General features: G+C 73.9%; 7 protein-coding genes and 1 pseudogene. 3 read left to right on the top strand and 5 right to left on the bottom strand.

Translation table 11 applies throughout. The annotated features are described in order from the left end of the window. Window positions 1-2,550: an ATP-dependent helicase HrpB gene (hrpB, locus tag IQ279_RS02030; RefSeq protein WP_206346487.1), complete on the top strand. Its 2,550-nt coding sequence runs from the start codon at window positions 1-3 to the stop codon at window positions 2,548-2,550. A 354-nt stretch (window positions 2,551-2,904) separates the two neighbouring features. Here the strand turns inward: hrpB and IQ279_RS02025 are convergent. Together IQ279_RS02025 and polA are read right to left on the bottom strand one after the other, a co-directional pair. Next, window positions 2,905-4,152, bottom strand: a pseudogene (locus tag IQ279_RS02025) (lytic transglycosylase domain-containing protein); the annotation flags it as partial. A 329-nt stretch (window positions 4,153-4,481) separates the two neighbouring features. Next, a complete protein-coding gene (polA, locus tag IQ279_RS02020) occupies window positions 4,482-7,226 on the bottom strand; it encodes a DNA polymerase I (protein ID WP_206346485.1) in 2,745 nt (914 codons plus the stop codon). Window positions 7,227-7,318: 92 nt separating this feature from the next. On the opposite strand from polA, the gene IQ279_RS02015 reads away from it, so the two are divergent. Together IQ279_RS02015 and IQ279_RS02010 are read left to right on the top strand one after the other, a co-directional pair. Next, window positions 7,319-9,619 (top strand): FdhF/YdeP family oxidoreductase, encoded by a 2,301-nt coding sequence (locus IQ279_RS02015; RefSeq protein WP_206346484.1) that lies wholly within the window; start codon window positions 7,319-7,321, stop codon window positions 9,617-9,619. Between the two features lie 79 nt (window positions 9,620-9,698). Beyond that, complete coding sequence (locus IQ279_RS02010; RefSeq protein WP_206346671.1) at window positions 9,699-10,172, top strand: PaaI family thioesterase; 474 nt, start codon at window positions 9,699-9,701, stop codon at window positions 10,170-10,172. Window positions 10,173-10,620: 448 nt separating this feature from the next. Here IQ279_RS02010 and IQ279_RS02005 read toward each other — a convergent pair whose 3' ends face one another. Genes IQ279_RS02005 through IQ279_RS01995 form a run of 3 tightly spaced genes read right to left on the bottom strand, consistent with a single transcriptional unit; the run spans window position 10,621 to window position 13,759 of the window. Continuing rightward, the gene (locus IQ279_RS02005; RefSeq protein WP_206346483.1) at window positions 10,621-11,385 is read right to left on the bottom strand and encodes an ABC transporter ATP-binding protein; all 765 of its coding nucleotides are present in this window, start codon (window positions 11,383-11,385) and stop codon (window positions 10,621-10,623) included. Then, window positions 11,382-12,371 (bottom strand): ABC transporter ATP-binding protein, encoded by a 990-nt coding sequence (locus IQ279_RS02000; protein WP_307792031.1) that lies wholly within the window; start codon window positions 12,369-12,371, stop codon window positions 11,382-11,384. The genes IQ279_RS02005 and IQ279_RS02000 overlap by 4 nt, the downstream gene beginning before the upstream one ends. Continuing rightward, the gene (locus IQ279_RS01995; RefSeq protein ID WP_206346669.1) at window positions 12,368-13,759 is read right to left on the bottom strand and encodes a branched-chain amino acid ABC transporter permease; all 1,392 of its coding nucleotides are present in this window, start codon (window positions 13,757-13,759) and stop codon (window positions 12,368-12,370) included. The genes IQ279_RS02000 and IQ279_RS01995 overlap by 4 nt, the downstream gene beginning before the upstream one ends. Window position 13,760 lies beyond the last annotated feature (1 nt).

Raw genomic sequence — 13,760 nt, 5'->3', positions numbered from 1 at the left:
ATGCCCCTGCGGACCGACGCCCTGAGCCGACTTCCCGTACGCACCGTCCTGCCCGCGCTGGAGGAGGCCCTCGAAGCACGCGGGGCGGCCGTGCTGTGCGCCCCGCCGGGCACCGGCAAGACCACCTTGGTGCCGCTCGCCCTGGCCGGGCTCGCCGGTCCGCGGGAGGAGGCCCCGGCGCGGCGCGTGCTGGTCGCCGAACCGCGCCGGATCGCGGTGCGCGCCGCGGCGCGGCGGATGGCCTGGCTGCTGGGCGAACCGGTCGGGGCGAAGGTCGGGTTCACCGTGCGCGGGGAGCGGGCGGTCGGCCCGGGGTGCCTGGTGGAGGTGGTGACCACCGGGGTGCTGCTCCAGCGACTCCAGCGGGACCCGGAACTGCCCGGGGTGGACACGGTGGTGCTGGACGAGTGCCACGAGAGGCATCTGGACGCCGACACCGCCGCCGCCTTCCTGCTGGACGTACGCGCCGCGCTGCGGCCACAGCTGCGTCTGGTCGCCGCCTCGGCCACCACCGACGCCGACGCCTGGGCCCGGCTGCTGGACGCGCCCGTGGTGGAGGCGCCCGGCGCCTCCCATCCGGTGCGGGTGGTGTGGGCGCCTCCGGCCCGCCCGGTGCGCCCCGCCCACGGCACACGGGTCGACCCGGCCCTGCTGGAGCACGTCGCGGACACGGTGCGCCGGGCCCTGCGGGAGGAGGAGGGCGACGTGCTGTGCTTCCTGCCGGGGACCGGGGAGATCGCCCGGGTGGCCGCCCTGCTGGACGGCGGCGCCGGCACCGAGGTGCTCCAGGTGCACGGGCGGGCCCCGGCCGCCGTCCAGGACGCGGTGCTGGCGGGTCCGGCCGGGCGGCGGCGGGTGGTGCTGACCACGTCGGTGGCCGAGTCCAGCCTGACGGTGCCGGGAGTGCGGGTGGTGGTGGACGCCGGACTGTCCCGCGAGCCGCGCACCGACCACGCCCGGGGGCTGAGCGCGCTGGCGACGGTGCGGGCCTCGCGGGCGTCGGCCCGGCAGCGCGCGGGACGGGCCGGGCGCGAGGCGCCGGGGGTGGTCTACCGCTGCTGGCCGGAGGCCGGGCACGAACGGCTGCCGCGCTTCCCCTCCCCCGAGATCGCCGTCGCCGACCTCACCGCCTTCGCGCTGCGGGCGGCCTGCTGGGGTGATCCGGACGCACGCGGGCTGGCGCTGCCCGACGCGCCACCGCAGGGCGCCATGGCCGCGGCCCGCGAGGTGCTGCGGGCGATCGGCGCCGTGGACGCGCGGGGACGGGCCACGGAACGCGGGAGGGAGATGGCCTCGCTGGGCCTTCACCCCCGGCTGGCACGCGCCCTGCTGGACGCCGCTCCCCTGGTGGGAGCGCGGCGAGCGGCCGAGGTGGTGGCGCTGCTGAGCGAGGAACCGCCCCGGGAGTACGGCGACGAGGTGGCGGCGGTGTGGCGCACCGCGCGCCGGGGCCGGGACGCCTACTGCGCCCGCTGGCGCAGGGAGACACGCCGGCTGGAGGGCGCCCTGCCGGGCGGGCACGGCGGGCAGGGCTCCGCCGGAGCGGCCGACGACGCGGCCGCCGCCCTGGTGGTGGCGCTGGCCTTCCCCGAGCGGGTGGCGCGCTCACGCGGCGAACGGGCGTATCTGATGGCCTCCGGCACCCGCGCCGAACTCGCCCCGGGTTCCGGGCTGCACGACGCCCCCTGGCTGGCGGTCGCCGTCGCGGACCGGCCCGCGGGGGCCGCATCCGCCCGTGTACGGCTGGCCGCGGCGGTCGACGAGGAGACGGCTCGGAAAGCGGCCGGGGCGCTGTACTCGAAGGACGAGGAGATCGGCTGGTCCGCCGGGCGGCGCGACGTGGTGGCCCGGCGCGTGGAACGGCTGGGCTCGATCGAGCTGTCCTCCCGCCCCCTGTCCGAACCCGGCCCCGCAGCGGTGCGGGCGGCCCTGCTGGAGGGGCTGCGGCGCGAGGGCGTGGGGCTGCTGCGCTGGACGCGGGAGGCCGTGTCGCTGCGGCAGCGGCTGGCCTTCCTCCACCGGGAGCTGGGCGAGCCGTGGCCGGACGTGTCGGACGAGGCACTGCTGGCGCGTGCGGACGAGTGGCTGGACGGGGTGCTGGGTACGGCGCGGCAGCGGGCCGATCTGGAGCGCGCGGACGCCGGCCGGCTGCTGAACGCGCTGCTGCCCTGGTCCTCCGGGGACGCCGCCCGGCTGGACGAACTGGCGCCGGAGCGGATCGAGGTGCCCTCGGGCTCGCGGATACGGGTGGACTACGGCGGAGAGCGGCCGGTGCTCGCGGTCAAGCTCCAGGAGCTGTTCGGCCGGCAGGAGGCCCCCCGCCTGGCGGACGGCCGGGTGCCGCTGCTGGTCCATCTGCTGTCACCCGCGGGACGGCCGGTGGCCGTGACCGCGGACCTGGCGTCGTTCTGGCGCGACGGCTACCGCTCGGTGCGGGCCGAGCTGCGCGGCCGCTACCCCAGACATCCCTGGCCCGAGGATCCGGCGACCGCCCGGCCGACCGGGCGTACGGCCGCCGCGGCGCGGAGGGCTTCCGGGCGGGGGAGCTGAGCGGCGGCCGCGGGGTCCGGCGCGGCACCGGACCCCGCGGCCGCCGCCGGTTCAGTCCTCCTGGCGGGCCTGGACGGTGGCGCCGGCGGTCGGGGCGGGTGTCTGCTCCCCGTCGTCCTGACGCCCGCTGCCGTCCTCGCCCTCCCCGGGCTCGTCCGTGTCCTCCGGCTCCTCGTCCCCGCAGGGGTCCTGCGGGTCCTCCCCGGGCTCCTCCGGGTCCCCGGGATCCACGGAGTCATCGGGGTCCTCGGAGCCCTCCGGTCCGTCGGAGTCCTCGCCCGGTTCCCCGGCCGGAGTGGGAGAGGGGGAGTCGGCGGGCTCCTCGGTGCTCCCGCCGGGCTCCTCCGGGTCCGTCGGCTCCTCGGGGTCCTCCGGATTCACCGGGCACTCCGGGTCGTCCGGGTCGTCCGGCTCCTCCGGGTCGTCCGGCTCCTCGGGCTTGTCTCCGGGCTCCTCCGGGTCCTCGGGCTCCTCCGGGTCGTCCGGCTCCTCGGGCTTGTCTCCGGGCTCCTCCGGGTCCTCGGGCTCCTCCGGGTCGTCCGGCTCCTCGGGGTTGCCCGGCTTCTCCCCCGGCTCCTCGGAGTCCTCGGGCGGGACAGGGGTGACCGTACCGTCCTCGGAGACGGGCGGCTTCGGCGAGGGCTTCCCGCCCTCGTCCTTCCCACCACCGTCGCCGCCCTTGTCGTCACCGCCCTTGCCGTCGCCTGCCTTGCCGCCCGGACGCCCGGTGGGGTCGCCGGCGGGCTCGCCGCCCGGCCGTGCGGGCCTCGACTCGTTGCCCGCGCCGGGGCTGTCGGGCAGCGTTCCCTCGCCGTCGGGGACCTCGTGGACGCCCTTGCGGTAGAAGTCCAGCCAGGACAGCACCGTCCGCAGGTATTCCCGCGACTGGTTGTAGCTGAGGACGGCCCGTTCCAGATCGGCCGGATCCGACAGGTTCCTGCCGCCCGCGCACAGGTAGCGCCCTGCGGCGAGGGCGGCGTCGTAGATGTTGTTCGGGTCCTTGCGGCCGTCGCCGTTGCCGTCCGCACCCCAGCCGGCCCAGGTGGACGGGATGAACTGCATCGGCCCGACGGCCCGGTCGTAGCGGGTGTCGCCGTCGTACTCGCCGCCGTCGGTGTCCGAGATGTGCGCGAAGCCCACGCCGTTGAGCGCGGGCCCCAGGATCGGCTTGTGGGTGGTGCCCTGGGCGTCCACGGCTCCGCCGCGCGCCTGCCCGGACTCCACCTTGCCTATCGCGGCCAGGAGTTGCCAGGGGAGGTTGCAGCCGGGCCGCTCCTCGCCCAGGGTCCGCTCCGCCCGCTTGTAGGCGGCCAGAACGGTGGCGGGTACGCCGGACTCGGCGGGGCCGGTGACCTCCGGCAGGTCGCTGGAGGATTCGGGCTCGTCCGGCTTGACCAGCGGCGGAAGCTCTGTGTGGTAAGGGGAGTTGCCGTCCGCGGGAAGGTCGGGGGACTCCGGGGAGCCGGCCGCCTCCCTGCCGCCGGGCTGCACCAGTTCCAGGCCGGGCCCCTGGGACGCGGTGAGCGCGGCCATCGCCGCCGCCGCCACCGCGGTGCTGGTAACGCCCCTTCGGACCCTGCCCACGAGCCGCCGAGCCGCCATCTGCCAGACCCTCCACGCTGTCGTCACGCGCTGCCGCGCCGCGCCTGTCGGATGCGGCGCCCCTCAGACGCTCTGTACGGTTGTGTACGCCCTGTGCGTGTCCGGTTCGCCCGGCACCCGCCATCTGCCGCGCTCCGGCCGCACCGCCTCTCCGCGAGGGGTAACGACCGGGACACTACGGCAAGTTCGGCACCCGATCCACCACACCCGAAGAGGACGCGGGAACGCACACGGCCGTTCCACCGGATGTTCACCGCCGTGTGCCGCCCGGGCCGCCGTCCGGCTCCCGGACCGCACACGGGCGGCACACGGCCTTCCGCACGACCGCCTCAGTGGGCGGCGTCCTCCCAGTTCTCACCGGAGCCCACGGAGACGTCCAGCGGCGCCTTCAGGTGGACGGCTCCGGACATCTCCCGGCGCACCAGCTCCTCCACCGCCTCCCGCTCGCCCGGAGCGACCTCCAGCACGATCTCGTCGTGCACCTGGAGCAGCATGCGCGAGCGCAGCTCCGCCTCGCCCAGCGCCCGGTCCACCTTCAGCATCGCGATCTTCACGATGTCCGCGGCGGTGCCCTGGATCGGGGCGTTGAGCGCCATCCGCTCGGCCATCTCGCGGCGCTGGCGGTTGTCGCTGTTGAGGTCTGGCAGGTAGCGGCGGCGGCCCAGGATGGTGGAGGTGTAGCCGGTGGCCCGGGCGTCCTCCACCACCCGGTGCAGGTAGTCGCGCACTCCGCCGAAGCGCTCGAAGTAGGCGTCCATCAGCCTGCGCGCCTCGTCGGCGGTGATGCCGAGCTGCTGCGACAGGCCGAAGGCCGACAGTCCGTAGGCCAGCCCGTACGACATGGCCTTGATCTTGCGGCGCATCTCCGGGTCCACCCGGTCCTTGGGGACCTCGAAGACCTGGGAGGCGGCGGTGGTGTGCAGGTCCTCGCCGGAGGTGAACGCCTCGATCAGACCCTCGTCCTCCGACAGGTGCGCCATCACCCGCAACTCGATCTGGCTGTAGTCGGCCGTCAGCAGCGACTCGTACCCCTCCCCGACCACGAAGCCCCGCCGGATGGCCCGGCCCTCGTCGGTGCGCACCGGGATGTTCTGCAGATTGGGGTCGGTCGAGGACAGCCGGCCGGTGGCGGCGACCGTCTGGTTGAACGTGGTGTGGATGCGTCCGTCGGCGGCGATCGTCTTGATCAGGCCCTCGACGGTGGTGCGCAGCTTGGACTGCTCGCGGTGGCGCAGCATGATCACCGGCAGCTCGTGCTCGGTCTGCGTCGCCAGCCAGGTCAGCGCGTCGGCGTCCGTGGTGTATCCGGTCTTGGTCCGCTTCGTCTTCGGCAGTCCCAGCTCGCCGAAGAGCACCTCCTGCAGCTGCTTGGGCGAGCCGAGGTTGAACTCGTGGCCCACCGCGGTGTGCGCCTCGCGCACCGCCTGCTGGACGGCCGCGGCGAACTGCTGCTCCATACGGCCCAGCCACTCGCGGTCCGCGGCGATGCCCGCCCGCTCCATCCGCGCCAGCAGGCCCGAGGTCGGCAGCTCGATGTCCTGGAGCAGGCCGGACGCGCCGACCTCCGTCAGCCGCCCGGCCAGCGCCCCGCCCAGGTCCAGGACGGTGCGGGCCCGGGCCATCAGCGCGTCCGCCTCGGCCTCCTCCTCCGCGCCCAGCGCCAGCTGCCCGCTGCTCTCGGCGGGCCGGGCCGGCTCCCGGCCCAGGAACTCCACCGACAGCGCCTCAAGGGCGAACGAGCGGCGGCCCGGCTGCACCAGATAGGCGGCCAGCGCGGTGTCCATCGTCACGCCGGCGACGCTCCAGCCGTGCTCGGCGAAGACCCGCATCACCGCCTTGGCGTCGTGCATGACCTTGGGCCGTTCCCCGTCGGCGATCCACTCCGCGAACGCCCGTTCGTCGGCCTCGTCCAGCTGGGCGGGGTCGAACCACACCGCCGGCCCCTGCCCGGTCGCCAGGGCGATCTCGCCGACGCTCCCCGACCCCAGCTTCCAGCTGTCGACGGTGGCCACGCCCAGCGGGCCGGTGCCCGGGGCGGCGTGCCCGGCCAGCCAGGGGGCCAGCTCGCCCGCGCCGGCGACCACCCCGTCGACCTCCACGCCGTCCGCCGGGGCCGCCGCCTCCCTGTCGGCCGCGCCCGGGTCGACCGCGTACAGCCGGTCGCGGAAGCCGGTGTTGCGGAACTCCAGCGCGTCCAGCACAACGTCCAGCGCCCCCCGGTCGTACGGCGCCCGCGCCAGGTCCGCCGGGCCGGCCGGCAGCTCCACGTCGCACACCAGCGCCGTCAGCCGCCGGTTGAGCCGGACGCTGTCGAGGTGGTCGCGCAGCTTCTCCCCGACCTTGCCCTTGACCTCGTCGGCCCGCTCCAGCAGCTCGGAAAGGGAGCCGAACTGCCTGATCCACTTCGCTGCGGTCTTCTCGCCCACCCCGGGGATGCCGGGCAGGTTGTCCGACGGGTCGCCGCGCAGGGCCGCGAAGTCCGGGTACTGCTCCGGGGTCAGGCCGTACTTCTCCTCCACCTTCCCGGGGGTGAAACGGGTCAGCTCCGACACTCCCCGCGTGGGGTACAGCACCGTCGTCGCGTCGTTGACGAGCTGGAGGGAGTCGCGGTCGCCGGTGACGATCGAGACGTGGAAGCCCTCGGCCACCGCCTGTGTGGCCAGGGTGGCGATGATGTCGTCCGCCTCGAAGCCCTCCACCGCGAACCGCCGGATGCCCATCGCGTCCAGCAGTTCGCCGATCAGTTCCACCTGCCCCTTGAAGCCGTCCGGGGACTTGGAGCGGTTCGCCTTGTAGTCGGCGAACTCCTCGGTGCGCCAGGTCGTGCGCGATACGTCGAAGGCGACCGCCAGATGGGTGGGGTCCTCGTCGCGCAGCGTGTTCGCCAGCATCGAGGCGAAGCCGTAGATCGCGTTCGTCGGCTGCCCGGTGGTGGTGGAGAAGTTCTCCTCGGGCAACGCGAAGAACGCCCGGTAGGCGAGGGAGTGCCCGTCCAGCAGGAGCAGGCGCCTGTCCTGGGGCTCTCGCGATTCGGAGGAGTTCGCTGCGGTCGCTTTCGATGCTTTGTTGGCCACGCCCCGATCCTGCCACGCACCACCGACACCGGATCACGGACCGTCCTGGAGCCACTGTCGCGTCCCGGTGGAGCGTGGCAGGATCTGCGGCCATGAGACGCAGGCCGCCCGCCAACGATCCCGTCCAGGACGCCCCCCGGGTCGGCGCACCGCGCCGGAGCGCCGCCGGGCTGCCGGCCGTCGCCCGCTCCCTGCGCATGGCCGGTGAGCAGATGGGGGTGCGGCGCACCGCGCTGACCCTGCTGAGGGTCAACCAGGAGGACGGCTTCGACTGCCCCGGCTGCGCCTGGCCCGAGCCGGAGCGGCGGCACACCGCGGAGTTCTGCGAGAACGGCGCCAAGGCCGTCGCCGAGGAGGCCACGCTGCGGCGGGTGACACCCGCCTTCTTCGCCGGGCACCCCGTGGCCGGCCTGGCCACGCGCTCCGGGTACTGGCTGGGGCAGCAGGGCCGCCTCACCCACCCGATGTACCTGGCCGAGGGCTCCGACCGCTACGAGCCGATCGGCTGGGACGAGGCCTTCGGGATCGTCGCCGGCGAACTGCGCGCCCTGGACTCGCCCGACGAGGCCGTCTTCTACACCTCCGGCCGCACGAGCAACGAGGCCGCCTTCCTCTACCAGCTCCTGGCCCGCTGCCTGGGCACCAACAACCTGCCCGACTGCTCCAACCTGTGCCACGAGTCCTCCGGCGCCGCGCTGACCGAGACCCTCGGCGTCGGCAAGGGCAGCGTGCTGCTGGAGGACCTCCACCGCGCCGACCTGGTCATCGTCGCCGGGCAGAACCCGGGCACCAACCACCCCAGGATGCTCTCCGCGCTGGAGAGGGCCAAGCGGGGCGGAGCGCGGATCATCACCGTCAACCCGCTGCCCGAGGCCGGTCTGGAGCGGTTCGACAACCCGCAGACCCTGCGAGGCCTGGCCGGCTCCGGCACACCGCTGACCGACCTGTTCCTGCAGATCCGCATCGGCGGCGACCAGGCGCTCTTCCGCGAGCTGTGCCGCCGGGTGCTGGAGGCCGACGGCGGGGTGGACCAGGCCTTCGTCCGTGAACACACCCACGGTTACCAGGAGTTCGCCGCCGCGGCCCGCGCCACCGACCCCGCCGACGTGCTGCGCGCCACCGGGCTCGACCCGGCCGACATCGACCGCGCCGCCGAGCTGGTACTGGCCTCGAAGCGCACCGTGGTGTGCTGGGCCATGGGCCTGACCCAGCACCGGCACGCCGTGCCCACCATCCGCGAGATCGTCAACCTCCTGCTGCTGCGCGGCGCCGTCGGCCGCCCCGGGGCCGGGGTCTGCCCGGTGCGCGGCCACAGCAACGTCCAGGGCGACCGCACCATGGGCATCGTCGAGAAGCCCTCCGGCGCCCTGCTGGACGCGCTGGAAGCGGAGTTCGGCGTCCCCATGCCGCGCGAGCACGGTCTGGACGTGGTGAACTCCATCCGCGCCCTGCGCGACGGGCGGGCGAAGGTGTTCTTCGCCCTCGGCGGCAACTTCGTCGCCGCCTCCCCCGACACCGAGGTGACCGAGGCCGCGATGCGGCGGGCCCGGCTGACCGTGCACGTGTCCACCAAGCTCAACCGCTCCCACTGCGTCACCGGCGCCCGCGCCCTGATCCTGCCCGTCCTCGGCCGCACCGAGCGCGACGTGCAGGCCCGTGGCGAGCAGTTCGTCACCGTCGAGGACTCCATGGGCGTCGTCCACGCCTCCCGCGGGCGCCTCGCCCCCGCGAGCGGGCACCTGCTGTCCGAACCGGCCGTCGTCTGCCGGCTGGCCCGCCGCGTCCTGGGCCCCGGCCACCCCGTGCCCTGGGAGGAGTTCGAGGCCGACTACGCCGCGATCCGCGACCGCATCGCCCGCACCGTCCCCGGCTTCGCGGACTTCAACGCCCGCATAGCCGGCCCCGGCGGCTTCACCCTGCCCCACGCCCCGCGCGACGAGCGCCGCTTCCCCACCGCCACCGGGAAGGCCAACTTCACCGCCGCGCCGCTGACCTGGCCGCACCTGCCGCCCGGCCGACTGCTGCTGCAGACCCTGCGCTCCCACGACCAGTACAACACCACCGTCTACGGCCTCGACGACCGCTACCGCGGCATCAAGGGAGGCCGCCGCGTGGTCCTCGTCCACCCCGGCGACGCCGCCGCGCTCGGCCTGGCGGACGGCTCCTACGCCGACCTCACCAGCGAGTGGGACGACGGACGCGAGCGCACCGCGCCCGGCTTCCGCGTCGTCCACTACCCCACCGCCCGCGGCTGCGCGGCCGCCTACTTCCCCGAGACCAACGTCCTGGTCCCCCTCGACGCCACCGCCGAGACCAGCAACACCCCCGCCAGCAAGTCCGTGGTGATCCGCCTCACCCCCGCCACCGGGCCCGCAGGCCCCTCTGATAAGTAAGACGGTGCAGAGCACACCCATCACCCGCCGCACGGCCGTGCCCCGCCGGCCCCGGCACGACGATCGGAGCCACGCGCCCATGGGCGAGCCGACCAGCACCGTCTTCCCCCAGGAGATCATCGACCAGTGGGCCGGGCTCGGCATCGACCTGCCCGCCTTCTTCTCCGCCGGCCGCCTCGGCGAGCGCATGGGGCTGGTCATCACCCACGCCGCCCCCGAGAAGGTCGTCGGCACCCTCCCCGTCGAGGGCAACACCCAGCCCTACGGGCTGCTGCACGGCGGCGCCTCCGCCGTCCTGGCCGAGACCCTCGGCTCCGTCGGCGCCATGCTCCACGGCGGCCCCACCAGGATCGCCGTCGGCGTGGACCTCAACTGCACCCACCACCGCGGGCTGACCTCCGGTACCGTCACCGGCACCGCCACCCCCGTGCACCGCGGCCGGTCCACCACCACCTACGAGATCGCCGTCACCGACGAGCGGGACCGCCGCGTGTGCAGCGCCCGGCTCACCTGCCTGCTGCGCGACGCGCCCGCCGGCGCGTACGGCAACTGACGCCCCTCACCGAAGAACCACAGGTCACGGGGTTTACCGCAAAGCCCGGCCGGTGCGCTTCGATACCGGTCCGGGCCGCCCACCGGGGCGGCCCGGACCGAAAGGGCACCGATCGTGCGGGCCACACGCCTGACATCCCCGAAGCGCGCCACCACCACGGCGGCGGCGTACGAGCGAGGGCCCCCACCTCCCTCAACGCCCTCGACAGGGCGTGGGTGCGCGCGGCCGTGACCGCCCCGCGGGGCAACGGCGGCGCCTGCTGCGCCACGAACGTCGCCCACCGTCTCGACGCACCCGGCGCCCGCGCCTTCCTCGCCCCCTGCACCGCCCCCGCCCCGACCGGCGCACCGTCTCCGGCCGCCCTTGGGCCGAAGACGGAAAACGGCGGTGTCGCGGCGGCCTCCCGGCCGCCGCGACACCGCCGCCGTACCCGGCTCCCAGGGGGCCGTCAGGCGCCCTCGCCCAGATAGGCCGCCCGCACCCGCGGGTCGGACAGCAGCTCGGACGCCTCGCCCTCCATCGCCACCGCACCGGTCTCCAGCACATAGCCGCGGTCGGCCATCCGGAGCGCCTGCGCGGCGTTCTGCTCCACCAGCAGCACCGTGGTGCCCTGCTCGTTGATCTCCTTGACGATCTCGAAGATCTGCTGAACGATCAGCGGCGCCAGGCCCATCGACGGCTCGTCCAGCAGCAGCACCTCCGGCTTGCCCATCAGGGCGCGGCCGATCGCCAGCATCTGCTGCTCACCGCCCGACAGCGTCCCGCCCAGCTGGTTCTTGCGCTCCCCCAGCCGCGGGAACAGCGTGAACACCCGGTCCATGTCGGCCTTGTCCACCGACTTGAACCGGTACGCCCCCATCTGGAGGTTCTCCCGGACCGTCATCCGCGGGAAGACCCCGCGTCCCTCGGGAACGTGGCCGATGCCGAACCGGACCAGATCGTGCGGCTTGATGCCGTCGATCCGCTCCCCGTGCAGCAGCACCTGCCCCTCGCGCGGCGCGATCATCCCCGACGCCGTCCGCAGCGTGGTGGTCTTGCCCGCGCCGTTGGCGCCAAGCAGCGCGACCACCTCTCCACTGCGGACCGTCAGATTGACGCCCTTGAGCGCCTCGATGGCACCGTAGAACACCCGCAGATCGCGCAGCTCCAGCACCACCGGGGCGGCCGGCTCGCCGCCCTGCGGCTCCTTCTTCAGATCCGTGGTGACGCTCACTCGTGCTCCTCGGTGTCCCGCCGCGCTGCCTCGGCCCCGGTCCCGGTACCTGCCCCGGTACCGGCGTCCTCCCGCGTGCCGGCCTTCCGAACGGCCGGGCCGGAGACGTCCTCGGCGACCACCTGGCCCACCGCGGCCTCGTCCTCCTCGGCCACCGCGCCCAGATACGCCTCGATCACCGCCGGGTCCCGCTGCACCTGCGACGGAGATCCCTCGGCGATCTTCTTGCCGAAGTTGAGCACCATCACCCGGTCCGCCACCGACATCACCAGCCGCATGTCGTGCTCGATCAGCAGCACGCTCACACCCAGCTCGGTGTTGATCCGCCGGATCAGCTCCTCCAGCTCCAGCTTCTCCGTCGGGTTGGTGCCCGCCGCCGGCTCGTCCAGCAGCAGCACCTCCGGGTCCGTCGCCAGCGCCCGCGCGATCTCCAGCCGCCGCTGGTCGCCGTAGCTCAGCGACCCCGCCAGCTCGTTCATCTTCCCCAGCAGGCCGACGTACGACAGCACCTCGTGCGCCCGGCGGTCACTGGCCCGCTCGGCCTTCCGCGCGTTCGGCAGCCCCAGCATGATCGACACCGGGCCGGACTTCAGCCGTGTCTCCGCCGCGATCTTGACGTTCTCCAGCGCCGTAAGCGCCCCGAACAGCCTGATGTTCTGGAACGTGCGCGCCAGACCCCACTGGCTGACCACATGCGGCTTGGCGCCCAGCAGCGAGTGCTCACCGCCCTCGCGCGGGCGGAAGACGATCCGCCCCTCCTGCGGCACGTACGCGCCCGTCAGCGAGTTGAACAGCGACGTCTTGCCCGCGCCGTTGGGCCCGATGACCGCCAGCACCTCACCGCGCCGCATCCGCAGCTCGACGTTGTCCAGGCTGGTCAGACCGCCGAACCGCAGCGTCACGCCCGACGTCTCCAGCACCAGCTCACCGGCGCCGGCCGAACCGCCCGCCGGTCCCTGCTCCTTCTTCACCGTCTCGGTGGTCACGGCTGCCTGCCTTCCGCCGGGCCGGTCGCGTCGGCTCCGCCGACCCCCGCCTCCGCCATCCGCAGCTCACGCTTGCGGCGGCGGGAGGGCAGCACGCCCTGCGGCCGGTAGATCATCATGATGACGAGGAGAGCGCCCAGGTACATGTACCGGTCCTTGGGATCCACCCACTCGCGCAGGTACTCCGGCAGCCACACCAGGAACGCGGCGCCGAACAGCACCCCGGGGATCGACCCCATGCCGCCGAAGATGACATAGGCCAGCACCAGGATCGACAGCAGGATCGCGAAGTTCTCCGGGTTGAAGTACCCGACCTTGCTCGCGTACGCCACCCCCGCCACACCCGAGGTCGACGCGCCGATCGCGAACGCCATCAGCTTGTACCGCACCGTGGGCACACCCGTGGCCGCCGCGGCCACCTCGTCCTCGCGGATCGCCGTCCACGCCCGGCCCACCTTGGAGTGCTCCAGCCTGAGGAACAGGAAGATGGCCAGCACGATGAAGACGACCAGCAGCCAGTAGTACGGCATCGGATCCAGCTTCCACTCGTAGGAGAAGAAGCCCAGGTCGATGCTGAACCGGTCGACCTTCACACCGCGCGCGCCCTCGGTCACCCCGTCGGCGTTCTTCGCCATCAGGTAGACGATCTCGTGGAAGCCCAGGGTCACGATCGCCAGGTAGTCGCCCCGCAGCCGCAGCGTCGGAGCGCCCAGGATCACCCCCGCCACCAGACAGGTCAGCACCGCGATCGGCAGCACCAGGAAGTTGTTCAGCGCCACCGGCGGCTGGACCGGCAGCGAACCCGTCCAGTACGCCGCGCTGTACGCGCCGATCGCGAAGAACGCGATGAAGCCCAGGTCCAGCAGACCCGCCCAGCCGATCACCACGTTCAGGCCGATCGCCAGCAGCACGAAGATCGCGATCTGGTCCACCAGCACCTGCTGCCAGTACCGCTCGACCCCCAGCGGCCCGAACACCACCAGCGCCAGCACGGCCGTCAGCACGCCCATACGGACCCGCTTGTCGGCCGACCACACCTGCCGGACCCGCTCCAGCGGGCCGGCGGAGACCTTCTTCGTCCCCTCCACCGCACTGGAGGTCTGATCGGCGAGGAACTCCCGCACCGCCCAGACCGCCACCGCGATCGCCAGCCAGACCCACAGGCCGACACCGGTGAAGTCCTCGCGCAGCGCCAGGAACAGATCCTGGGTGGTGCCCTCCTCGCCCGTCATCAGCCTGAGCGTCACCGCCAGCGCCAGCAGGGCCCCCAGCCGCCGCCAGCGCGGCTCCTGGTACCAGCGCACCCTCCGCAGCCGGGCCGCCGCCGACAGCGGCGCCGTGGTGCTCGGCGAGTCCTGTCCGGCACCCTCCGCGCTCGAGGTCTTGATG

It is taken from the genome of Streptomyces verrucosisporus (assembly GCF_017114865.1).
Taxonomy (GTDB): domain Bacteria; phylum Actinomycetota; class Actinomycetes; order Streptomycetales; family Streptomycetaceae; genus Streptomyces; species Streptomyces fenghuangensis.
This window is presented reverse-complemented; position numbering and strand designations above follow the sequence as displayed.